At 58.9% G+C, this 698-nt stretch carries 1 protein-coding gene; it reads right to left on the reverse strand.

All coding sequences use genetic code 11. The features are described from left to right. Nucleotides 1-295: 295 nt before the first annotated feature. Nucleotides 296-698 (reverse strand): ATP-binding protein (locus QYH69_RS35930; RefSeq protein ID WP_308836347.1); only part of this gene is annotated, 403 nt, incomplete at its 5' end.

The raw sequence follows: 698 nt of genomic DNA on the forward strand, positions 1-698 counted from the left end.
CGGCCTCCGATATGCCGACGCCCTCGGTCATCGCCAGCTTCACGGCCTCTTCACGGAATTCCTTCGTGTAGACAGCCCTGGGGATTCGGTTCATGTTTGCCTCCATTCCCAAATTCTACGGAATGTTGGCGTCTACTTTCTCCGACCGGCCTCATCGATGGGGACAGCGGGCGATGCGTATGACAACGCGATGTGTGAGTCGTTCTTCGGAACACTCGAAGCCGAACTTGTCAACGTCGGCCGTAATTTCCCCAGAAGTGTCGAAGTAAAATTCCCCACCCTGTGCAAACGGTGATCAGCCGGCGATGTGATCGGGTGAACTCCTTCGCGGTCGGCCCGGACGCCGGCGGACCGGTTCGGCGGGCGCATGGTTCAGGGAGGACGGGCGGTTACGCAAGTGATCAGGCAAGAGATCAGCGTGTTCGCGCAAGCGATACGACGAGCCCTCGATCTGCACGACGATCGCGTGATGCAGCAGCCGGTCGAGCAACGCCGCGGCGACGACGCTATCGCCGAACACGTCGCCCCATTCGCCGAAGCTGCGGTTGGACGTCAGGATGATCGCGCAACGTTCGTAGCAGGCATTGACGAGCTGGAAGAACAGGTTGCCGCCGTTGGAGCCGATCGGCAGGTACCCGATCTCATCGATTAATGTTGTGCGCAACATTAATCGATTTATGTGCAGCACGCAGTTATGT

The sequence above is a fragment of the Paraburkholderia sp. SARCC-3016 genome, from assembly GCF_031119615.1.
Taxonomy (GTDB): domain Bacteria; phylum Pseudomonadota; class Gammaproteobacteria; order Burkholderiales; family Burkholderiaceae; genus Paraburkholderia.